Genomic DNA, 21,204 nt, shown 5'->3' on the forward strand with positions numbered 1-21,204 from the left:
CGCGGCGAGGCGCCGTGCCGCCGCCTGTTGACGATTACTTCTGAACGGTGGAAGACACTTGGATCTTGCCGCTCAGGATCTGCTGCTTTGCCTGATTGACGGCGTTCATCACGGAGCTTGGCAAGCCCGAGATGAGGGGGGCGATGCCGACGCCGTCGTTCGAGAGATCGAAGTTGTTCACGCCGCTCTTGAACGTGCCGTCCTGGACGGCCTTGATGGTGTCAAACACGGAGGTGTCGACGCGCTTGATGGCGCTCGTGATGACCGTGCCGGGCGCGAGGTACGACTGGTCCGTGTCCACGCCGATGGCGTACACCTTGGCGCTCTGGGCGGCCTTGATGGAGCCAATGCCTGTGCCTCCGGCCACGGGGAAGATGATGTCGGCGCCCTGCGCAATTTCGTTCTGCGCGTATTGGCTGCCTGCCGCCTCGTCGTTGAACGAGTTGGTGTACTCGATGAGCACCTTACCCGTCGGATCGACGCTGTGGAAGCCCTGCTGGAATCCGGCGATGTACGAGTCGACGGGAGGAATTTCCTGGCCGCCGACGACGCCGACGGTGTTGTGGTTGTTGATGTTTTTCAAGAGGTGATCCTTCTGCACCATGCCGGCGACGACGCCCGCCAAGTAGCCCGCCTGCTGCGACTGGAAGATGGCGCTCGCGACGTTCGGGATGCCGGTGATGCTGTCGTCGATGATCAGGAAGTGCGTCTTCGGATACTCCTTCGCCACCTGCTGAACGGCGTCAGCCATGAGGTAGCCCACGGCGATGACGAGGTTGTAGCCGTCCTGCGCAAAGTGGCTCAGGTTAGGGACGTAGTCGGACTCCGACTGCGACTGGACGACGCTGGTCTGGATGCCCGGTAGCTGCTTCTGCGCCTCCTGCATGCCGACATACGCGAGGTGGTTGAAGCTGTTGTCGTTCAGGCCGCCCGTGTCGGTGACGAGGCCCACTTTGATGGTCTTTCCGGTCGTCGAGGTGGAATTACTCGTGCCGCCGCTGTTTTGCGTGGAGGTGCCGCTCGACGAGTTGTTGGTGCCGCAACCGGCGGCGAGCGCACCCACCGCGACGAGCGCGAGGCAGGTCTGCCATACCTTCTTCTTCATGTGTAGAACCCCCTTGTTTCGGTTACACGACAGGATTTGCACCGCGTGCGGTTTCCATGCTCGAAACCATTCGCTCCAGATTCGACACGTTTCGACGAAACTCCTGTGTCAATTCGCTGGATCTTTGTCGGGATTCGAGTGCAGATTGCGGCAGGAACGCCGGGCGATGCGCGGGGGCGGAGGGACGTGCGATGGGACGTGCGATGGGACGTGCGATGGGACGTGCGATGGGACGTGCGATGGGACGTGCGGAACAGGCGGGGAAGGTCCGGGCGAACGGCGCCTCGCCAAGGGGACGTCCGGGCGCGGGCAGGGTGTCGAACGCGCTCTCGGGCTCGGGCTGGCCTGCGCGCGGCAGGCCAGCCGTGGCCACGTTCGGCGTCACCCCTCCCATTCGCCCGATGCGACGTCGAGGCTCGCGCCCTTGCCCGTCTCGTAACCTCCGACAAACCAGGCGATGGCCCCCGCGAGCCCGATGGCCCAGACGAGCGCGTTGAACATCGTGTACGCGTGAATGCCGAAGTTCTGGGTGATATAGATGGTGGCGATGTACAGGCCAATGCTCACGAAACGCACGAGCGCCGTGTACGTCCCGCGCCGCTTGGTCGGCCAGACCTCGCCCTTGAGCGTGTCCTCCGTCAGGTAGCCCACATTGACAAACAGATTCAGCAGCACGAGCAGCACCCAGAACAGCCCTACGTTCCTCGACCAGGCCGGGATCGTGGCCCAAATGACGAGCGTCATGAGGAACGAGCCGAGATAGCCGACGAGAAGCAGCCATTTTCGGCTCAGGCGATCCGCCCACAGCCCGAAGAATCCGGAGACGAACCCCGTGCCCGTGGCGACGAGGATGATGGCGGCGTTCAATTTGGGGAAGAAGTGCGGCCCAAGCACGTAGGTCATGAGGCCAAACCCGGCCGAGCCCGCGAACGAAATCGTCAGCGTCGTGAACAGCTTCAGCGGGAGTCCGACGCGTTTGCGGGCGGCTCCGGCCGCCTGCGCCTCTTCCGTGGCCCGACGCGCGGCCTCTTGTCGCGCCTGGTATTCGTCCCATCCGTAAAAGCGCTCAATCTCCTGACGCGCGCGCTCGTGCTGCCCCGTTCGCTCGAGCCAGCGGATGGATTCGGGCGTGTTGCGCCGCGCAAAGAACAGGATGATCAGAACGGCCAGAAGCGTGAACGCGATCATCGCCCGCTGAAACGCGACGTGCTGATACGCCGTGGAGAGCGCCACCAGGCCCAGGATGACGCCGCCGAGGTTGATGAAATTCAGTTCCAGCATCATCGTCTTGCCGCGGTGCTTGTGCGGCATCATCTCGTGCGAGACCGCCATGATGGTGTTCATCTCGCCGCCGGCTGCGAACAACAGCATGGCAAGGAAGAGCAAGATGAGTCCGTACTGGTTGCTGAACACAAGTCCGATCGCGCCCACGCCGTAGAGCGCCATCGTGGTGTAAAAGGTGTTCTTGCGGCCGACGCGATCGGCCAGGGGGCCTGCGACCGCGATGCCGATGATGAGCCACAGCGGCGACCAGGCGAGCAGCAGCGACTGAAGCGACTTGGGCATGGGCACCCACTGGGTGGCGACGCTCGAGAGGCTGAAGATGTAGTTCTCGAGCAGCATGCCGAGGCCAAACGACCAAAAGAGCCAGCTGTCCGTGCGCGTCCAGTGCTCCTCTCGAGAAAGCGGCTGGGATGACATCGCTTTCATCTCCTTTCGGTTGGACCAGCTCGACGACACCCTCATTGTACGCTTTTCCACGCGCGTGGACGCGTCGAAGTGGGCGCGCGAGACCTCGAGCGGCGTCTCCATTTGGGCGCGCGGCGCGTTGGGCGTATGATGAGAGGGACGGTACGCCCCGTCATGCACCAAGGGATGCAGGGGCGTTTCAGCGATGTGACGCGGAAAGGAGAACGAGCATGGCTCTGGACGTCAAGCACACAGCGCTTTTGGTCATGGACGTGCAAAACGGCATTGTCTCGCGTTATCTGCAAGGCGAAACGACGCTCCGGCCGTTTCAGGACGCCGTGGAAGCCGCGCGCCAGGCCGGGATGCAGGTGATCTTCGTGCGCGTGGGGTTCAGCGATGGCTTCCCAGAGGTCAGTCCGCGCAACAAGATGTTTTCTCATCTCGCGCAGGCTGGCAACATGACGGTGAGCTCTGACACGACGCAAATCCACCCCGCGCTCGCGCCCAGGCCTCACGAGCCGATTGTGACGAAGTACCGTGTGAGCGCCTTCGCCGGGAGCAACCTCGAAGTCATCCTGCGCGCGAAGGACATCAAGCACCTCGTGCTCTGCGGCATCGCCACCTCCGGCGTGGTTCTCTCCACGCTGCGCGAGGCCGCCGACAAGGACTACGAGCTGACCGTGCTCAAGGACGCGTGCCTCGACGCGGATCCCGAGGTTCATCGCGTGCTCGTGGAAAAGGTGTTCCCGCGCCAGGCCGAGGTGACCACCGTGGCCGAGTGGACAAAATCGCTTGCGTGACAAGCCGGGAGGCGTGAATCGTGGAAATCGCGCCGAACATTCACTTGCTCGAGTGCACCAAGGGCAGCTACAGCTACCTTGTGCTCGGCGATGAGCCCGTGCTGGTGGACACCAGCATGCCAGGCAGAGCCGACGAGATCGTCCGAGCGCTCGCGTCCCTCGGACTCAAGCCGGCCGATCTCGCCCACATCGTGTTGACCCACATGGACGTGGACCACATTGGCAACGCCAAGCGGCTCGCCGAGCTCTCCGGCGCGACGCTCTGGGCGCCGGCGCCCGACATTCCGTACATCGAAGGCACCGCGAAGCCCAAAGGGATCCGCCGGGCCATCGCAGGCCTCATGCGGGTGGACCGGCCCAAAGTGGACCGGGCGCTCGATCCCGGCGCGCGCGTCGGCTCCCTCGAGGTGGTGCCAGCGCCTGGACACACGCCCGGGCACGTCTGTCTGCTCACCCAGGACGTGCTCTTGGCCGGCGATCTCGTCACGACGCGCGGGGGCCAGCTCAAAAAGTCGCCGTCGTTTCTCACGTGGGACAAGGCGGCTCTTCGCCGGTCGCTCGCCGATGTCGGCCGTCGGTCCTTTGCGTGGGTCTGCCCTGCGCATGGCGATCCCGTCAAGCGCGGGTCGCTCTGGGAAGCCCTGCTGGAGTAAAGCTCGCGGAACCTGGAGGATGACTCGAGGCGCCGTTCAGCAGCAGGCGGTTGTTCACCCGCGCGCTGTTCGGGCGCCTCGACCTGCTCAAACGCGGAGGTTCGACTCCTCGCGCTCTCGGACGTAGGGCAAGAGCGCTTGTCGGGCCCAGTCCGGCAGCGGCGCGGACTTGCGCGTTTCAAAGTCGTAATGGACCACGACCGCTGTGCCCTCACACAGGACCTCGCCGTCGACGCTCGTAATTTGGTGGTAGAATTCAAAACTTGACCTGCCGAGCCGCGTGAGCCAGCTTTTGACCACCACGTCGGTGTGCTCTGGATAGCGCGTCTCCCGGCGGAAGTCGAGGTGGATGGAGGCGGCGACGAGCGGCAGTCTCTGACCCGGGAAGACCTCCTGCAAGAACGCGATGCGCGCCTCCTCCATGTACGTGGCGTAGACCGCGTTATTCACGTGCCCGTTGAGATCCGTGTCGCTGTAACGAATGTGAATCGGCGTTTCATGAATCAAACGGTATTCCCCCTCGGGATGCGTCTTGTTTTCTCTGCAGCCTATTGTAAACCAAGTGCGGGAGCGAGGGGGAATGAGGACGTCTAAAATTTTCCTCGTTCGGTGACGCGCTGAGGTGCTGGCGGATGATGTCGCATGGGGTGAGCCGGGGCTCGCGGGCTGAGACAGCCATCCTGCGAAAGAGCCCCTGCGCCCCGCGCCCTTACCGCTCCAACACAGATGCCCGCCGCACCTTCCATCCCACACGTTCACCCTCCTGATACTGTGGCGGGCCCGTGTGGCTCGCCAAGAGCCTGCCGGCGAGGGATTCAAGCTCGTACAGCGTCCGGTGGCCTACGTACTGGACGCGGACGACACGGCACGGCAGGGACGCCTCGTCGTCGGTGAGCTCACACCACTCGGGCCGCATCATGAGCGATACGCGGCCGTGATCGACCTCGCGGTGCAGGCTTGACAGCCGAATCGTCTGTTCGCTGTCGGCGATTTGTACGCGCGCCCATCCGCGCGCATCCACGGCGTGCACCACGCCTGTCGCGCAGGCCGCCGGCCCCAACAGCCGGGCGATCTCGGCGGTCCGCGGGCACTCGTACACCTCCGCTGGCGCGCCTACCTGCAAAATCTCGCCCTGCATCATGACGGCGACGCGATGTGCCAGAGACAGCGCCTCGTCCGCCTGATGGCTCACGTAGAGCGCGCCCGCCTGGGTCGTACGAATCCGCTCCCGCACTTCCTGCATGAAGGCCTCGCGGTTGGCCGGATCGAGGCTGGCGGTCGGCTCGTCAAACAAGTAGAGATCTGGGCGCGCGGCGAGGGCGCGGGCGAGGCCGACGCGCTGGCGCTGGCCGCCCGACAGCTCCGAGGGATAGCGCGCGGCGAAGGCGTCCATGCCGATCGCGGCGAGCATCATCTCGGCCTCCCGCCGCGCAGCGGGACGCGCCATGCCCCGACGGCGCAAAGGATAGGCGACGTTGTCCACCACCATCCATTGGGGCCACAGCGCGTGCGACTGAAACACCACGCCGATTCGCCTGCGCTCCGGCGGCAGGGACAGGGTTGGGGAGGCGACGAGCTCCTCCCCAACCCAGATGGCCCCCGCTTGAACGGGGTAAAATCCCGCGATGGCGCCAAGGAGCGTGCTCTTACCTGAACCGGAGGGCCCCACAAGCGCAACCATTTCGCCCGCCCGGACGGTCAACGTGGCCCGTTTGACGACCACTTCTGCGCCGTGGGCAACCGTCACGCCGGAAATCGAGAGCCGGTGCACGTCATTCGTGTTCATCCGAGTCTCACCTCTTCGAGGGATGCGGCCGGTACCGCGATCCGCAGGGGATTAGCGCCCTTCCGTTTCTGCCGGCGAGGCTCGCGCAGCGCCGCGAGGCCAAGCGTGAAGCTCGCCGCCGTCATCCACACGGCGAGCACTGCGACCGTGCGCATATCGCCGCCCTCGCTGGCGGAGAGCACGTCGACCGCGAGGGTCTCTGTGTTGGGTCCGTAGAGCAAGCCCGCGAGCGTCACCTCGTACAGGCCGCACATGAGCGCCTGCAGCCCGACCTGCCGCACGGCGGGCCACAGGGAGGGCCAAGTCGCGGCGCCGTACGCCCGCCACGGTCCTGCGCCGCACGCGCGCGCCGCGCGCCAGGCTTCTGGTGCCGCATTCGCCCGGGCCGCCACGATGGCCTCCGCGAAGCCGTAGAACTTGGCGACATAGGCGAGACCCAAAATCCACCACGTGCCGTACAGCGCGTGCCCATACGCCACCAGAATGGCCACGGCCACGGCGGTGCCCGGCGCGGCATAGAAGAACCATAGGCAGAGGTGTGCCGCTCTGGCCAGCCTCGAGGCCGGTGCCGCCTCGGCCGCGAGAAGCCCGAGCCCTGCGATCACGGCCGCTGTCACGGCCGCCAGCGCGGCGGTGTGCGCAAACACGAGCCACGTGGCGCCTTGCGCCGAGAAGAGTCCCGCGACGTCCCAGTTTGCCGGGATCGGGGGGAGACCATAGGCCCGGGTGAGCGCGGTCAACAGCATGGCGGCAAGTGGCAAGCCGCTCGTCAACGCCACGTAAACGGCGAACGCCGCGAGCGAGATGGCCCGGACGGGCCAGCGGAACGGAGGAAGGGGCGCCGCGCCCGGCGAGGGCGTGCCGAGGCCGGGATCGAACCGCAGAATGGCGCGGCTCGCTGCGACGGCCATCGCGCCGAGCGCCATCAACTCAAACGACTGCCAGGCGGCCGTGCCGAAGCCCTGCGTGCCGCCCGTGGACAACGATGCAAAGATGGACGTGGCGGCGGTCCGAAAGCCACTCGGTTCCCCGAGTTCGTACGGGATGCCAAAGTCGCCAAGGCCAAACGCGAACGAGAGCGCCCACGCCGCGAACAGCGGCCGCAGCGCCACGGGCCGAAAGGCCGCCCAAAACGCCTGGCACCAGCCGGCCCCGCACGATCGCGCCGCCCACATCAGCTCGGCGTTCATGGCGGCGAGGGCCGTGAGGCCGCTCAGGTAGCCCATGGGTGCCGCGTGAACGGCGAGGGCCGCCGTGACGCCCCAGGGCCCATACAGCCAGCTCAGGTAGACGTGCGCGATTTGGTCCAACAAGCCTGCGCGCGCGTAGGCGTCGCCGAGCGCGAAGGCGCCGATGAACGGGGGCGTCCACAGCGGCAAGAGGCTTATGGCGTGGAGAACGGAGCGCCCTTTGCGCGCCGCCCCAGACAGGACGACGGCCCAGCCCATGCCGAGGAGACTTGCCAGGGCGCTCGCCACGGCGCTCGTCCAGAGCGAGTTCCACAAGGGGCCGAGCGTCGGCCCGAGGTCTGCCGTCTGGGGCAGGGACAGCGCGAGGCGGGCGACGGGCCAGGCGAAGATCAGGGCCGCGGCGGCGGCCATCCCCGCCGCGCCAGCCCAGACGCCCCACCTTCTCTGCGTCATCGGAACATCTGGGCGAACTCGCGCAGGATGTCCGCCCGTTCACGCTCAAGCTTCGACCATGGCACCTGCGCCAGGGCGGCACCTTTCGGCACCGTGGGCGACGCGCCGACGATGGGCGACAGGCCCAAGGACGCCACCACCTTCTGGCCCGCCGGGCTCAACAGCCAGTTGGCAAACGCCTGCGCGACCGGCGTCTCGTGGCCCTTCACAAACGCCATGGGCCCCGGCACCACGATGGCCCCGTCCTGCGGCCACACCACGCCGATGGGCGACCCTTGTTTCACAAGCGTGAACGCGGCGCTGTCGTTGGTCATCCCCACATCCACCTTGCCCGTCGCGACGTCGTCCGCCACCGTCTTCACCGACGACTGCACCTGGGCGCCGTTTTGCTTCAGCGTCTCAAAGTACTTCCAGCCGTAGCGCGCCTCCATCATGCCGACAAACGCCATCGTCGTGCCCGAATAAGACGGATCGCCGATTTCCACCTCGCCTTTGTACGCCGCGCGCGTGAGATCCTGCCAGGAGCGCGGCACAGGCAGCGACATGCCCTTGTGGTAGACGATCACGTCGTGAAACGCGTACGCGCCGACCCAATCGGCGCCCTGGTCCGCGCTTGGCACGCGGCTCGCGCCAGACGGCTTCTCGCGCGAGAGGATGCCCTGCGCGGCGAGCGCGTCGGCGGCCGTCGGATCGGCCAAAAGGACGATGTCCGCGCCGATGGCGTGAGCCTTGGCCTCCGATTCGAGCCGGGTCACGAGCGCGCCCGTGCCAGTGGTCACCATCTGGACGCGCGCGGCCGGATCGTACGCTTCAAACGCCTGGGCGATGGCCTGCGCGTTCTGCTGTGTGAGCGCGGCATACACCGTCAACGTGCCGGCAGGCTTGGCGGCCACCGCGCTCGCCTCCGATTGCGCAGGGGCGTGCGGGTGCGACGCCGCGTGCCAGAGTGCGGCGCCTGCGGCCACAGCCACCGCCGCGGCGCCGATTCCCAGTCCCTTGAGCATGAGCTTCACCCTCCATCGATCGTGTTGCCCCGATGGTACGGGGCGCGTGTGTAGATTCGATGAAGGGAAGCCGACACAAAGGTAAAAGATTGGGAGACGTTTTGTTGAGATTTTGTCACGCCTTGCGCATATAGGCGATCACGGCGAGCGGCGCGAAGATGAGCATGGCGGCCGCCGCGCCGCCGAGCGAGATGGCGATGTCGGGCGTCGCCTGGCCCTGATTCACCAGGCTGCGCACGGCGGTGATGAGGTGGGAGAGCGGGTTGACGTCCACAAACACCTGCAGCCAGCGCGGCATGGTGTTCACGGGGACAAACGCGTTCGACAAAAACGTGAGCGGGAACAGGACGAGCATCGAAATGCCCTGCACGCTCGTGGCCGTGCGCGCGACGACGCCAAAGAATGCGAAGATCCAGGAGAGCGCAAACGCGCAGGCAATGACGAGCAGCCCGGCCAGCACCACGTGCATCCAACCGCCGTGCGGCCGGTAGCCGATGACGTAGCCCATCGCGAAGATGAGCGCCGTCGCGATGAGGTAGCGCATCATATCGGCGATAAGCGCGCCCGCGAGCGGGGCGATGCGCGCGATGGGCATGGCGCGGAACCGATCGAACACGCCCTTGTCCATGTCTTCCCGCAGTTGCACGCCCGTGACCACGGACGCCGTGATCACCGTCTGAACGAGGATCCCCGGAAGGATGAGCGGCAGGTAGCGCTGAGGCGTGCCGGAGATGGCGCCGCCGAAGATGTAGGTGAACATGAGCGTGAAGATGATGGGCTGCAGCGTCACGTCGATCAGCTGCTCGGGCGTGCGGCGCACCTTGAGAAGGCCACGGTACGCCATGGTGAGCGACTGGCGCACGGTGGCCGAGATCGACGTGCGCGCCGGGATAGCTTCAAAGGCCGTGGGTCGCATCAAGCATTCGCTCCTTCGCCTGAGGGTTCGGCCCCGTGGCCGGTGAGCGCGAGAAACACCTCGTCGAGCGTCGGCTTCTGCACGACGAGCTCGGAGATGTCGATCCCGGCGGTCTTCATCGCCACGAGGAGTTCCGGAATTCGGCCCATGTCGGAGATGGGCGCGACGAGCCGCTGTCCTTCCGGGGACGGCGTGGCCTGGACGCCAAGTACCGCCTCCACGAGGGCGCGCGCTCGGGCGACATCGGCGGGTCGCGCAAAGGTGAGGTAGAGGGAGGACTGTCCGACCGACGACTTGAGATCGTCCGGCGTGCCCTCTGCGATGACGCGGCCGTGATCGATCACGGCGATGCGCTCTGCGAGTTGATCCGCCTCGTCGAGGTACTGGGTGGTCAAAAGGACCGTGGTGCCGTCGCGCACGAGCTCGCGGATGGTGTCCCACATCTGCGCCCGCGTGCGCGGATCGAGACCGGTTGTGGGCTCGTCGAGGAAGATGAGCGGCGGCTTGGCGATGAGGCTCGCCGCGAGATCGAGCCGGCGCCGCATGCCGCCGGAAAAGTGTTTGATTGGGCGATTCCGCGCTTCGGTGAGCCCAAACTGCTCGAGCAGGCGCTCTGCTGTGGCTCGCGCCTCGCGCCGGCTCAGGCCGAGAAGGCGCCCGAAGAGCGTGAGGTTTTCGGCAGCGGTGAGCGTCTCGTCGACGGATGCGTATTGGCCTGTCACGCCGATGAGCCGACGGACGCGCGTTGCGTCGCGAACCACGTCGTAGCCAAAGATGCGCGCCGTACCCGCGTCTGGCCGGAGGAGCGTGGCGAGCATGCGGACCGTGGTGGTCTTACCGGCGCCATTCGGGCCGAGGAGGCCGTACACCGTGCCGGCCTTCACGGACAAGCTGACGCCGTTGACGGCGCGATTGGACCCGAAGGCCTTGACGAGATCGACCGCCTCAATGGCCATGGGCGCTTGCATCGCTGAGATGGAAGTCTGGGCTTGCGTCACGATAGGGGACATGCGAGAAAACCTCCTTTCGCGCTCATCCTAGGGGCGAAACATGAACAACAGATGAACGGAAAGGAGGTTTGGGGTTTGGGCTTCCTGTCAGCGCGCGGGGGCGTCGAGCGCGCCGACCACCGGATGCGGTACGTAGGGTTCTTCAAGGTAGCGCATCTCATCGTCCGAGAGCTTGACATCCAAGGCGGCTACCGCGTCCTCGAGATGGTGGATCTTCGTGGGCCCGACAATCGGTGCGGTGACACCCGGTTTGTGGAGCAGCCAGCTGAGTGCAATCTGCGCGCGCGGGACGCCGTGGCGCTCCGCCAGCTCGCCGACGCGGTCCACAATGGCCTGATCCACAGGCGCCATGCGATCGTACTTGGCGCGCTGCACCATATCGGTCTCGGAGCGATGCGTAGATTCAGACCGGACCAATCGACCCGAGGCGAGTGGGCTGTAGGGGATGACGCCAATGCCTTCCTCGCGGCACAGGGGCATCATCTCCCGCTCCTCTTCCCGATAGATGAGGTTGTAGTGGTTCTGCATGGACACGAAGCGGGTGAGTCCGCGCCTGTCCGACACGCCAAGCGCCTTCATGAACTGCCACGCGTACATGGCCGACGCGCCGATGTAGCGGACCTTCCCGGCCTTGACGAGATCGTGCAAGGCTTCGAGCGTCTCCTCGATGGGCGTCTGATAGTCCCACCGGTGAATTTGGTACAAATCCACGTAGTCCGTGCCGAGGCGCTTCAGGCTTTGGTCGATGGCCTCCATGATCGACTTGCGGGAGAGGCCGCCCGCATTGGGCCCTTCGCGGAGCGGGAAAAACACTTTCGTGGCGATCACGACTTGATCGCGCGGCACCGCTTCCTTGAGAATTTTTCCGACGATCTCTTCGCTGGTGCCAATGGAGTACACGTTTGCGGTGTCGAAGAAGTTGATGCCGAGATCGAGCGCCCGGTGGATGATGGGGCGCGCGTCATCCTCGTCGAGCACCCAGGGATGCTGCCAGGTGCCGGGCTTGCCAAAGCCCATGCAGCCGAGGCAAATGCGCGAGACTTCCAGGCCCGTTCGGCCGAGTTTGACGTATTCCATCGCTCAAGCCTCCTCTTGCGCAAGGGTTCGGCGGAGTCGTGTCGGGCTGGTGACAGCCCATGAACGACGACCCACGGACATTGTCCCACGCAAAGAGCGGGCGGGCGACGCAGATTCTCGCGCGCTTTTGCCAAATCATCGCACAGGAGAGGAAAGGAACCCGGTGACATGAGGTCGAATGCTCATATGAGCAGGTGAGGTGAGCACAGTGCAGGATATCATGGAACGAGGTCCGAGTTCGCCGCGAAGGTCCGAATGCCTGGAACGCATCCGGGCGGTCATCCTGGAGACGCTCCGCGAAGACGGTGCCCATGCGACAGCCGTTCCGGGGCTCATGCTGTACCGCTGGTCCGTCAAGCGCCCCTCGAGGCCCAGGGTGTACCGCCCATCTCTTTGTGTCGTCGTGCAGGGCGAGAAGCAGGTGTGGCTCGGTTCCCAGGTCTTCACGTATAATCCGGCCACGTACCTCGTCTCGTCCATCCATGTGCCGGTTCAGTCCAGCGTGAGCCGCGCGACTGCCTCAGAACCCTATCTGGCGCTCTGCATGCAGTTTGATCCTGAAGAGTTGGTGGATCTGCTCGGGGACGCGTGGATCCGTGCAGACGAAGCCGTGCCCGAGACAGGTCTCTGGGTTGCGCGCATGGAGGATCAACTGCTCGATGCCATCGCGCGCTACGTCGATTTGGTGAGACATCCCGAGGACGTACCCTATCTCGCACCTCTCTGGCGCCGCGAGATCTTTTATCGTGTCATCCGCGGAGAAGGTGGCCAGCGTTGGGCGCGGCTTCTCGCCGCGAGTTACGCCAACCCCGCTCACCTTGCTGTTCGATACCTCGCCGAGCATTTTCGCGATCACGTCCGGATCGAAGATCTCGCTCTGCTCGTGAAGATGAGTCCATCCGCCCTGCATCGCCACTTCAAAGCGCTCACGAACATGACGCCCATCCAGTACCAAAAGCGCATGCGATTGCTCGAAGCTCGCAGGCTCCTCCTGAGCGACGTGCCATCCGTGACGGAGGCGGCACTCTCCGTGGGTTACGAGAGCGTGTCGCAGTTCACCCGCGATTACGCTCGCTTCTTCGGCTTACCGCCAAGCAAAGACGTCAAGCGCCTCCGGCTTGCGCCGTGACGGTTCTTCATCCGTTCACGCGGCGTTCATCTTCGCAGAGTATCCTCGCGCGTGAGGTGATCCACATGGCGACCCTTCTCGTGGCGGACGACGAGCCTCACATCCGCGAACTCGTGCGCAATACGCTCGAACGCGAGGGACATCGCGTGCTCGAGGCGGCCGATGGGCGCCAGGCGGCCGACGTGATTGAGCGCGAGCCCGTGCAACTCGCCGTGATCGACGTGTTGATGCCGGAGGTGGACGGATGGGAGCTCTGCGCCTACGTGCGCGAGGTGCGCGACATCCCCATCCTCATGCTCACGGCCCTCGGCGAGACGGGCCACAAGGTGCGCGGCCTTCGGCTCGGCGCCGACGACTACTTGGTCAAGCCGTTTGCTCCCGAGGAGCTCGTGGCGCGGATCGAGGCGCTCCTGCGCCGTTACCGCATTCGCCAGGATGGCGTGCTCGATCTCGCCGGGCTTCGCCTTTTCCCCGACACCTACGAGGTGGAGGCGCACGGCGAGCGCACAGCGCTGCCGCCGAAGGAATTTCAGCTTCTGTTCACCCTCGCATCGTCTGCCGGGCGGACGTTGTCCCGCGACAAGCTCATTGAAGACGTGTGGGGCTACGACTACGCGGGGGACGAGCGGACGGTCGACGTCCACATCAAGCGGCTGCGCGATAAGTTTCCCGAAGATGTCTATCCGTTTCGCATTCGCACCGTGCGCGGGCTCGGCTATCGGCTGGAGGTCAGCCCATGAGGCGCGCGCGCCCCGACGGCGTGAAAGAGCGCCATCGCGTGTGGCAGTGGAAGGAAGTGGCCTATCGCATCGCGCTCACGGCATTCTGGGTCTTTCTCCTCCTGACGGCCGCATACGCCATCGAGCGATGGTTGCGGCCCATCGCGCACGTCCCCGTCGTCCCCTATGGGCCGCTCATGCTCACCGGCGCCATCGCGTGCGGCATCGCTGCTGTGGCGGCCGTGGTGTGGAACGCGGTCGGTTGGGACCGGGACGATCACGTCTTCTTTCGCATTCTCGACTCGCTGCGCGAGATCGGGCGGGGGAACTTCAGCGCGCGCGCCATGCTCGAGGTCCGGCGGGGATTTCCGGACCACCCCATGAATCAGCTCGTGCTGCACGTGCGCGAGATGGCGGAGGGGCTTGAGCGCATCGAGCAGATGCGCCAGGAGTTTGTCGCAAACGTCTCGCACGAGATGCAGACGCCGCTCACCTCCATCCTGGGCTTCGTGAAGGCGCTGAAGGCCGACGCGCTGTCCGAGCCGGAGCGCCGCCACTATCTCGACATCATCGAGGCCGAGAGCGAACGATTGTCCCGTCTCGCGGACAACCTGTTGAAACTCACGTCCCTGGAATCAGGCCATCATCCGGTGAACTTCAAGCGCTTCCGGCTCGATCGCCAGCTGCGCGAGGTGGCGATTGCGTGTGAGCCGCTGTGGACGGAGAAAGGCCTTTCGCTCGACATGCACGTGGAACCCGCCGAGGTGGAGGCCGACGAGGATCTCCTCGGCCAGGTGTGGATGAACCTGTTGTCGAACGCCATCAAGTTCACCGAGACTGGCGGCCGGATCGAAGTGCGCCTCGTGAAGGGCGAAGCAGGCGTCCGCGTGTCGATCATGGACACGGGCATCGGCATCCATCCGGACGACGTGAGCCGCGTGTTTACCCGCTTTTTCAAGGCGGACCGCTCGCGCGGCAAGCCGGGCAACGGGCTGGGGCTCGCCATTGCCAAGCGCATCGTGGACATGCATGGGGGAGATATTTGGGTGGAAAGCGAGCCAGGGCGCGGATCGACATTTCACGTGCAAATCCCGTATACTCAGAATGGAAAACGAGGCTGAGCATTCCCACGGGAAGAAGATGGTCCGCCGTGTCCCTCGGGAGGTCCCCAGTGTGATCGTCGTGAAAACCCTTGTTCTCCTCCTTTTTTACGCCGCCCTGGAGTTTGGTGTGGGCCTGCTCTTTGCTTGGGCGTTCGGGCGCATGTTTCAAGTGAGGCTGCCGAGGAGGGTGAGGCTGTGGATGGCGGCCATCTGGGCCCTTCTCGGCGTGATACCCACCCTTCTTGGCATTCAATTCGGGTGAAGGTCAGAGCCGGCCAGGCCGCCTCGTCCTCCGTCGCCCATGCGGACGGCGCGGGTCGCACGGACGGGGTCGAACCCCAGAGAGGAGCTTTCGATGTTAAGCGCCTTTTGGCATGGCCTCCTCTTGGCGTTTGCGCTCATCCTGCCCATTGGCATGCAGAACGGGTTTCTGCTCAGCCAGGGCGCGCTGCACAAGCGGTGGCTCGCCGCTCTGCCCGCCGTGGTGACGGCGGCCCTCTGCGACACGTTCCTCGTGGCACTCGCGGTGTTTGGGGTGTCGGGCACCGTGTTTCACATCCCTTGGCTGCGCGTCGGACTGGGTGTTGTCGGCGTGGCGTTCTTGCTCTATATGGGTTTTCAGACGTGGCGCGATTCCCCGGACCCTAGCGCCGTCCCATCCGAGGTCTGGTCGCCGCGCCGGCAGGTGGGCTTCGCGATGTCCGTCTCGCTTTTGAATCCGCACGCGCTCATGGACACCCTCGCCGTCATTGGCGGAAGCGCAGCCGTCTACGGCACTTGGCAGGCGCGAGCTTCGTTTGCAGCAGCGTGTGCGCTCGTGTCTTGGGTATGGTTCTTTTTCCTCATGACGCTCGGGCACGTCGCGGGCCGCGCCGCGGCGGGCGTGGGACTGAAGCGCGTCATCAACCGCATCTCCGCCCTCATGATGTGGGCCTCGGCTGTCCTTCTCATCCATATCCTGCTTACGTTTCGCTGAAGCCCGGCGCCTTCGCCCTGTGCCGAAAGGGCGAAGGCATGCCCTCGTTCCGCTCGAACACCGTCAGCCCTTATAAGCCGTGTAGCCCATGCCCAGTTTTTTGCATCGTGTCGTTCGCGATGACCCAACACACGCCAAACGCGTTGAGATACAGGTTGTTGGCGAAATCGAACCATCTGCCGTGATCGGGCGCTTGGATGAGATAGAACAGAGCCATCAAAAACACGAGAATGGAGAGGCTCATGAGTGTGACTTTGAGGGGGTTCTTTTTGAATCGTGTGAGCGCGCCTGAAAAAGCACGAAGGGCCGAGTTTTCCCTGAATCCACAAAGGAAAGCCAGGCCGCTCGTCCCAAACGCGATGACTGAAAACCACACGAGAACGACAAGCCATAGGATCCATTGAAGGGATAAAAAAGGGTGGCCATTCATAGAACGAACACAAAAATTTGATATAAAAAAACAGGGTGTATGTCAAGATACTGATGCGCAGAAACAGCAAAAACCGCCTTCCGTTTGGCAGGGTGGGTCTGCCCGAATGGATCCACTCATAGATAAACGGAACGGAAAAGGCGTTGGCCAAAACCGGCATGAAGACCACAAACAACGGAGCTATGAGTCCATACCATGAGTTCGTGATGGGCCCAAAATTGATGAGAGAACTCGCCCCTTCTTCGGCAACGGTCCATACGCCCGCGAGGAGCAAGGCCACGAGATATTTAGGGATTTCCCGCACGAAGTCAACCCCACCCCTTCCTTCTCAAGCCCTGAGGATACTTGCCTAGCAAAACCATGCACAACCATGGCTTTCTTGTCAATCCAGAAACGGCCCTTGACGCAGAGATGGCGCCCCCGAAGGGGCGCCAGCTGCAACCCGATGAGGGCAGCGCATCAGCTGATCACGAAGTTGACCACGCCACCGTTTGTGAAGTAACAGTTTCCCGTCCAGCTGCTCGTGTTGAAGGCCTGGAAGTTGAGCGGGTACGTTCCGGCCGCCACATTCGCAGGCACTTGCCACGTCGCCGTCACCGTCTCCGATTGGCCAGGCAAAAGAGTCGTGCTCGGCCAGTATTTCTGCAGGATGGCCCCGTTCGATCCGTCCACTTCCATGTCGATGAGCCCGTTCTGCAGCGCGTCCGTCGATGAGACGTTGACAAACGTCGTCTGCACGGTCACCGTGTCCCCGGGTGCCACCGAAATATTCGTCCCCGACGGATAGTGCCCGCCCGCATCAGGTGCCGGAACGTCGTACGTCGTCCCGTTCACCGTGATGACCGTGTCTTTCGTCACGATGTCGCCGTAGGTCGCCTGAGGCGGCTGGTTGACGGTCAGAACCGCGCCCTGCGTGTCCGCGTCGTACGTCGCGCCCGTCACCGGGTCAAACACAAACGCCTCAACGCGGTAATTGCCGTTCGCGGCCGGTGCGGTGAAACTCCACGTCTCGCTTGTGGCCGATCCCGGCTGAAGATCGACATCCGAGACGGTGTGGGTGGCGACGAGATCGTTCGTCGAGTCATACAGCTCGAGCTCCACCGTGGCGTGATGAACCGGTCGATCCGCCTGGAACGAGGCGGAGAGCGTCTCCGCACCGCCGGCCGTCACCGTGGGCGAAGACAGCGTGAGCGTATCGGTCACCTGCGCGGCGGCGTGTGGCGCCGGAATGAGCGGGTGCAGGGTGAGATCGATCCCGCTGTAGGGCATGAGCTTGATGGGCGCGCCGGGGACGGGAAGAACCGGCATGGGCGCCACGCGGCTCGAGCCTTCACCGTACGCGAGCGCATGTGTCACGACAAACGGCCCGAACCCGAGCACGTTCAGGTTGGCGCTGTAGATGGCGGATGGGCTGCGATTGACGAGCATGAGCGAAATGTCGCCATTCGGCTTGCGCACGGCGTGCACGTCGATGGCGCTCTGCGACGTGGTGGAGCCGAGCATCGTGTCGCCGGGCTGCGCGAAATCCGAGACCAGCTGGAAGCCATTGTAGGGCGGAAGCGGCGTGTTGGCGGGCGGCTCCTGCCAACCGTTTTGCGTGGTCTGGCCGGAGGACAAGAGTCCATAATCGCCAAACAGGTTCTGGCCGTAGAGGCTCGGGCTTGTGTAGTTGTCCTCGGCGCCGTTGAACAGATCCCACCAGTCGACGTTGGCCGCGCCGGCCTGGATGAACCCGGTGAGATCGTCCGCCAAGAAGAGCGCTTCAGGCAGGTTGGTCGACTGCTCGCCGGGGTTGTACGATACGCTGTTGGTCTCGGTCACAAAGATTTGGATGTTCTTCGCGTTCGATCCGGCGTAGGTGTTCACTTCGCGCTTGAGCTCCGCCACCATGGCGGGGATTTGATCTGTGTCGGCGAGCAGGCCGGCGTCGGTCTCCTGCCCGGGCGTCTCGGGGTACCAGTGCACGTCCACAAAATCGATGTAGGGCCCGAGCGCCTTCAGGACGACGGTATTCCAGTCGTCGTTGCCGTTCACGGTCGCGCCCCACGGCCAGTTGTACGGCATCGTGAGCACGGCCCCAATCTTGATGGACGGGTCCTCGGCGCGCATCGCCTTGATGAACTGCAGGGCGTTTTGCGCGTACGCCTGCGGGCTTAAACCAGGGTTGCCTTTTTGCGGCTGGCCGGCCACGGCGTGATCGTCCGCCTCCCACCCGTTGCCGTTGTAGTAACCGTTGCCGTAAATCTCGTTGCCAATTTCCCAATACATGACGTTGTCGTGGTGGGTCACGTCGGCGTACTTCACCCAGTCGGCGGCGAGCTGTGGCGTGCCGGTGCCGTAGTTGACCGTGATGATAGGCGTGGAGCCGACGGCATTCACAAACTGCATGAAGTGATCAAACGTGTCGTCGGGATTCACGTAGCCGCCGTCGTTCCGCGTGTTGGTCTCCCAATTGTACACGTCCGAGATGGAGCCTCCGGGCCAGCGGATGAGGGCGGGGTGGAGCGCTTGCACCTCGGAGATGACGGTCTGGGAGTTGAGACCGCTGTCCCACACGGCCGCGTTCAGGCCAAACGCGGTGGTCGGCACCTGTCCAAGGTTCGCCGCGGCGTTGACGGTGATGGTCGCCGTGGAGGTCGGCGCGCCAAAGCCCAGGATGTTGGTGCAGATGCGCGTCAGGAGAGCCGTTTGCGCCGCGCCCTGCGAATCCACGGCGGAGGCAAAGCTCACGTAGGCGCGGGCGAGATCGTCCGGCGAAAGACCGGATTGGCGCAGGTACGCGGCGAGCTGTGGCGTCAGCGCGGCCGCTTGGGCGAGGGCGTGGCCGGCGGTGGAGGTGGTTGCCTGGCCCGAAAGCACGGATTTGGACGATTGGCCGACGAGCACGAAGAAGTTTTGATAGAACATCGAGACGGCCGCGGGCGATAAGAGCGGCGAAGTCGACTGAAGGGTTTGCAAATTCTGTGCGATGTTTTGGCCATCGTCTGCGACGGCGCCATACGTGACCAAGGTGAGGAGCGCGCCCAGGGCCTGCGCCGTCTGCGTCTGTGCGGCGCTCGGCGAGGAGGCGCTCGGATACAGCCAGCTCACCCACGTGGAGGCAGGCAGGTTGGCGGCGGCCTGTGCCGCGGCCTGGACGGACGACAGCTCGGAAGCCGTGAGCGCGTCGTGCAGAATCTGAATCTCGGCCGACATGGACGCTGCGGCCATATCCGCAGCGCGCACGCCGACGTGCGCCTTTGCGTGCGTGGCCGCGCTGTGGACACTGGCCCAAGCGGGCGAGGCACCCGTTCCGAGGGCGATGAGCACAGCCAGCGCACCTGACCATCGAGTCTTCAACCGGATCCCCTCCATGAGAAACGATGAGAAACCGCTTACAAGACCATCAAAACGATTTAGTAAAATCGATTTACTTTCGTTATAGCGTCGGTTGTCTATAATGTCAATGAGCACTTATTCGCGGGTCGCCCGGGCGCCCGCGTTTCCGATAAACTGGACGTGTGAGGGAGGGATGGCTGCGTGGCCACTGTGAAGGACATCGCGCGCCTGGCGGGCGTGTCGCCGACGACGGTCTCCTGGGCGCTCAATGGAAAGCGCGTCAGCGAAGAGTCGCTGCGGCGGGTGCTCGAGGCGGCGCGCGAGTTGAACTACCATCCGAAGATGAGCGCGCGAAGCCTGCGCGCCGGCAAGGTGTTCTCCATCGGGTTTTACATCGTCAACCCCAGCTTGGATCCTCGGTTGAACGGATACCTGTTTCCCATGCTCGCCGGCATCTCGAAGGTGTTGGCCGAGGACAACTACGCCATGCAGTTCGACATCATCATGCCCGACAAGCTCGATCTTTTAGTGAAAAAAGCGCTTGAACATTCTGTCGACGGCATGCTCATCCTGCCCCAGTTTCAGGGCGTCACCGAGCAGTTGCTCAAAGATCTTCCCGACAAGTTCCCCGTCGTTTACATGCAGCAGGATCCCGGGGCCGACCCCGAGCACTGTGTCGTGATCGATCAGGCGGCGGGCGTGGACCTCGCCATTCGGCGCCTGTATCAGCTCGGTCACAGGGACATCGGCATCATCACCGGCCCGGAAGAGCACGTCGACAATCAGCTGCGCCTTGCCGCGGCGCGGCGGGTGTTTGCCGATCTCGGCCTAACCTGGCGCGAAGCGTGGGTGGCGCACGGCCAGTTTGACATGGAGAGCGGCGAGGCGGGCATGCGCCGCATCCTGCAGGCGAATCCTCGCCCGACGGCGGTGTTCTGTTTCAACGACTACATGGCCATCGGCGCGCTCCGAGCGGCCGCGGCGGCGGGCCTCAGCGTGCCGGAGGACGTGTCCATCCTCGGCTTTGACGACACGGACGTGGCGGAGGCGAGCACCCCCGCGCTGACCACGATACAGCAGCCGGTATTTCAGCAGGGCCAGCAGGCTGCCGCCATGCTGATGCAGCTCATCAAGGGAGAAGCGGCTGCGGCAAAGGTGGAGCGGATACAGCCGGCCGTGATCGAGCGGTCGTCGGTGGAGCGGAGGCCGTCGTGAGCGGCCAAGGCCATGGGGCGGCGCGCCCATTCGAAGGCCGAAGAGTGCTGCCGGCGGTGCGCAGCCTCAAGGACTACGAGGAGCTGATGCAGAGCGATGAGCCGGTGGTGGTCCTCCTCGAGACCCACTTGACAGCGCTGCCCAGCCTGGTGCGCATGGCCAACCGCGCGGGCAAGCACCTGATCCTCCACGCGGATCTGATCCAGGGCTTGAAGCACGACGAGGCCGGGACGCAGTTTCTGTGCCAGATGATCCGCCCGTTCGGCATCATCTCTACGCATGCGAGCGTGATCGCCACCGCCAAGAAACAGGGCGTGGTGGCCATCCAGCGGGTGTTTCTCATCGACTCGCACAGCCTGCGCACGAGTTACCGCGTCTTGCAGCAGGCGAAGCCGGACTATCTCGAGGTGCTGCCGGGCGTGCTCCCGCAGCTCATCGCCGAGATTCGCGAAGAGACGGGCTTGCCGGTGCTTGCCGGAGGCTTTGTCCGCACGAAGGAGGACGTGGATCGGGCCGTCGCGGCGGGAGCCACGGCGGTCACCACGTCGGTTCGAGGGCTGTGGGGGCTCTGACGGGGCGCTCAAGCCCCCTTGGGGACGCGGGCGGCATCTCCCTTGGAGGGCTTGGAGGG

The 21,204-nt window shown here is 64.4% G+C and carries 19 protein-coding genes; 9 read left to right on the forward strand and 10 right to left on the reverse strand.

Annotated features, from left to right (window positions below):
- Positions 1-34 precede the first annotated feature (34 nt).
- Both BW934_RS06960 and BW934_RS06965 read right to left on the reverse strand, forming a co-directional pair.
- A complete protein-coding gene (locus BW934_RS06960; RefSeq protein WP_076346511.1) occupies positions 35-1,105 on the reverse strand; it encodes a BMP family lipoprotein in 1,071 nt (356 codons plus the stop codon).
- A 381-nt stretch (positions 1,106-1,486) separates the two neighbouring features.
- Complete coding sequence (locus BW934_RS06965) at positions 1,487-2,806, reverse strand: MFS transporter (RefSeq protein WP_076346513.1); 1,320 nt, start codon at positions 2,804-2,806, stop codon at positions 1,487-1,489.
- A 218-nt stretch (positions 2,807-3,024) separates the two neighbouring features.
- Here BW934_RS06965 and BW934_RS06970 point away from each other — a divergent pair, with 218 nt between their 5' ends.
- A complete protein-coding gene (locus BW934_RS06970) occupies positions 3,025-3,594 on the forward strand; it encodes a cysteine hydrolase family protein (protein WP_076346515.1) in 570 nt (189 codons plus the stop codon).
- 20 nt (positions 3,595-3,614) lie between these two features.
- A complete protein-coding gene (locus tag BW934_RS06975) occupies positions 3,615-4,247 on the forward strand; it encodes an MBL fold metallo-hydrolase (RefSeq protein WP_076346517.1) in 633 nt (210 codons plus the stop codon).
- An 87-nt stretch (positions 4,248-4,334) separates the two neighbouring features.
- Here BW934_RS06975 and BW934_RS15390 read toward each other — a convergent pair whose 3' ends face one another.
- The 7 genes from BW934_RS15390 to BW934_RS07010 all read right to left on the reverse strand — a co-directional run bounded on the left by BW934_RS15390 (position 4,335) and on the right by BW934_RS07010 (position 11,683).
- A complete protein-coding gene (locus BW934_RS15390) occupies positions 4,335-4,754 on the reverse strand; it encodes an acyl-CoA thioesterase (RefSeq protein ID WP_076346519.1) in 420 nt (139 codons plus the stop codon).
- A gap of 202 nt (positions 4,755-4,956) precedes the next feature.
- On the reverse strand, positions 4,957-6,033 hold the full coding sequence (locus BW934_RS06985) for an ABC transporter ATP-binding protein (protein ID WP_076346521.1): 1,077 nt from the start codon (positions 6,031-6,033) through the stop codon (positions 4,957-4,959).
- On the reverse strand, positions 6,030-7,676 hold the full coding sequence (locus tag BW934_RS06990; protein ID WP_076346523.1) for an ABC transporter permease: 1,647 nt from the start codon (positions 7,674-7,676) through the stop codon (positions 6,030-6,032). The genes BW934_RS06985 and BW934_RS06990 overlap by 4 nt, the downstream gene beginning before the upstream one ends.
- A complete protein-coding gene (locus BW934_RS06995) occupies positions 7,673-8,680 on the reverse strand; it encodes an extracellular solute-binding protein (RefSeq protein ID WP_076346525.1) in 1,008 nt (335 codons plus the stop codon). Before BW934_RS06995 ends, BW934_RS06990 begins: the two co-directional genes overlap by 4 nt.
- Positions 8,681-8,795: 115 nt before the next feature.
- Positions 8,796-9,596, reverse strand: coding sequence for an ABC transporter permease (locus BW934_RS07000; RefSeq protein WP_076346527.1), 801 nt, complete (start codon positions 9,594-9,596; stop codon positions 8,796-8,798).
- Entirely contained in the window at positions 9,596-10,606 is a 1,011-nt protein-coding gene (locus tag BW934_RS07005; protein WP_084182522.1) for an ATP-binding cassette domain-containing protein, read from the reverse strand. The genes BW934_RS07000 and BW934_RS07005 overlap by 1 nt, the downstream gene beginning before the upstream one ends.
- A gap of 87 nt (positions 10,607-10,693) precedes the next feature.
- Positions 10,694-11,683 carry an aldo/keto reductase gene (locus BW934_RS07010; protein ID WP_076346529.1) on the reverse strand — a complete coding sequence of 330 codons (990 nt, stop codon included), beginning with the start codon at positions 11,681-11,683 and terminating at the stop codon, positions 10,694-10,696.
- Between the two features lie 208 nt (positions 11,684-11,891).
- Here BW934_RS07010 and BW934_RS07015 point away from each other — a divergent pair, with 208 nt between their 5' ends.
- From BW934_RS07015 to BW934_RS07035, 5 genes are all read left to right on the forward strand, one after another.
- Positions 11,892-12,812: an AraC family transcriptional regulator gene (locus BW934_RS07015; RefSeq protein ID WP_084182523.1), complete on the forward strand. Its 921-nt coding sequence runs from the start codon at positions 11,892-11,894 to the stop codon at positions 12,810-12,812.
- 65 nt (positions 12,813-12,877) lie between these two features.
- On the forward strand, positions 12,878-13,552 hold the full coding sequence (locus BW934_RS07020) for a response regulator transcription factor (RefSeq protein WP_076346531.1): 675 nt from the start codon (positions 12,878-12,880) through the stop codon (positions 13,550-13,552).
- Entirely contained in the window at positions 13,549-14,652 is a 1,104-nt protein-coding gene (locus BW934_RS07025) for a sensor histidine kinase (RefSeq protein ID WP_076346533.1), read from the forward strand. The genes BW934_RS07020 and BW934_RS07025 overlap by 4 nt, the downstream gene beginning before the upstream one ends.
- A gap of 52 nt (positions 14,653-14,704) precedes the next feature.
- Positions 14,705-14,896, forward strand: coding sequence for a hypothetical protein (locus BW934_RS07030; protein WP_234969667.1), 192 nt, complete (start codon positions 14,705-14,707; stop codon positions 14,894-14,896).
- Between the two features lie 93 nt (positions 14,897-14,989).
- A complete protein-coding gene (locus BW934_RS07035; RefSeq protein WP_076346535.1) occupies positions 14,990-15,610 on the forward strand; it encodes a LysE/ArgO family amino acid transporter in 621 nt (206 codons plus the stop codon).
- An 889-nt stretch (positions 15,611-16,499) separates the two neighbouring features.
- Here BW934_RS07035 and BW934_RS07045 read toward each other — a convergent pair.
- Positions 16,500-19,379, reverse strand: a complete 2,880-nt coding sequence (locus BW934_RS07045) for an FxLYD domain-containing protein (RefSeq protein ID WP_076346539.1) — start codon at positions 19,377-19,379, stop codon at positions 16,500-16,502.
- A gap of 180 nt (positions 19,380-19,559) precedes the next feature.
- Between BW934_RS07045 and BW934_RS07050 the strand changes: the two genes are divergently transcribed.
- Together BW934_RS07050 and BW934_RS07055 are read left to right on the forward strand one after the other, a co-directional pair.
- Positions 19,560-20,573, forward strand: coding sequence for a LacI family DNA-binding transcriptional regulator (locus tag BW934_RS07050; protein WP_076346541.1), 1,014 nt, complete (start codon positions 19,560-19,562; stop codon positions 20,571-20,573).
- On the forward strand, positions 20,570-21,145 hold the full coding sequence (locus BW934_RS07055; RefSeq protein WP_076346543.1) for a glycerol-3-phosphate responsive antiterminator: 576 nt from the start codon (positions 20,570-20,572) through the stop codon (positions 21,143-21,145). Before BW934_RS07050 ends, BW934_RS07055 begins: the two co-directional genes overlap by 4 nt.
- Positions 21,146-21,204 lie beyond the last annotated feature (59 nt).

It is taken from the genome of Alicyclobacillus vulcanalis (genome assembly GCF_900156755.1).
Taxonomy (GTDB): domain Bacteria; phylum Bacillota; class Bacilli; order Alicyclobacillales; family Alicyclobacillaceae; genus Alicyclobacillus; species Alicyclobacillus vulcanalis.

Coding starts and splice junctions, on each gene's coding strand:
- BW934_RS07035 (WP_076346535.1), top strand. CDS start 14,990: ATGTTAAGCGCCTTTTGGCATGGCCTCCTCTTGGCGTTTGCGCTCATC.
- BW934_RS07005 (WP_084182522.1), bottom strand. CDS start 10,606: ATGTCCCCTATCGTGACGCAAGCCCAGACTTCCATCTCAGCGATGCAA.
- BW934_RS06960 (WP_076346511.1), bottom strand. CDS start 1,105: ATGAAGAAGAAGGTATGGCAGACCTGCCTCGCGCTCGTCGCGGTGGGT.
- BW934_RS07020 (WP_076346531.1), top strand. CDS start 12,878: ATGGCGACCCTTCTCGTGGCGGACGACGAGCCTCACATCCGCGAACTC.
- BW934_RS07025 (WP_076346533.1), top strand. CDS start 13,549: ATGAGGCGCGCGCGCCCCGACGGCGTGAAAGAGCGCCATCGCGTGTGG.
- BW934_RS07010 (WP_076346529.1), bottom strand. CDS start 11,683: ATGGAATACGTCAAACTCGGCCGAACGGGCCTGGAAGTCTCGCGCATT.
- BW934_RS06965 (WP_076346513.1), bottom strand. CDS start 2,806: ATGTCATCCCAGCCGCTTTCTCGAGAGGAGCACTGGACGCGCACGGAC.
- BW934_RS06995 (WP_076346525.1), bottom strand. CDS start 8,680: ATGCTCAAGGGACTGGGAATCGGCGCCGCGGCGGTGGCTGTGGCCGCA.
- BW934_RS07000 (WP_076346527.1), bottom strand. CDS start 9,596: ATGCGACCCACGGCCTTTGAAGCTATCCCGGCGCGCACGTCGATCTCG.
- BW934_RS06985 (WP_076346521.1), bottom strand. CDS start 6,033: ATGAACACGAATGACGTGCACCGGCTCTCGATTTCCGGCGTGACGGTT.
- BW934_RS06990 (WP_076346523.1), bottom strand. CDS start 7,676: ATGACGCAGAGAAGGTGGGGCGTCTGGGCTGGCGCGGCGGGGATGGCC.
- BW934_RS06970 (WP_076346515.1), top strand. CDS start 3,025: ATGGCTCTGGACGTCAAGCACACAGCGCTTTTGGTCATGGACGTGCAA.